This window comes from Arthrobacter sp. MDT2-34-1 (assembly GCF_059091365.1).
In genome coordinates this window covers 1-290 of record NZ_JBNHGO010000205.1, presented here as the reverse complement: position 1 = coordinate 290, position 290 = coordinate 1, and the positions used below count along the sequence as shown (strand labels likewise).

General features: G+C 55.5%; 1 protein-coding gene. It reads right to left on the bottom strand.

Features of this window, described 5'->3' with window-relative positions; genetic code table 11:
- Positions 1 to 290 (bottom strand): transporter substrate-binding domain-containing protein (locus AC5RVV_RS18365; RefSeq protein WP_494002759.1); only part of this gene is annotated, 290 nt, incomplete at both ends.

Below are 290 nucleotides of genomic sequence, written 5' to 3'. Positions count from 1 at the left end.
AGCCGGTTCCGGTAATCGGTTTCTCGCCCGCGGCCACGCACTTCTCCGAAGCGGCTTCGAGCAGACCCTGCTGTTGCGTGCCCACGATGAAACCGATTCCGTAACCGCACAAATCTTCCGGATTGGCCTCATCTATCTCGAAGCTGGCCGAAGTCAGGATCCCTGTTCCTGCATACATGTAGTCGATGAAGTCGATCTGTGACCGGCGTTCCTCGAAGTCGCTGATGGAACCTATGACGTCAAACTTTTTCGACTCCAGGCCTGGAACCATGGCATCAAAGGTGCCTTTC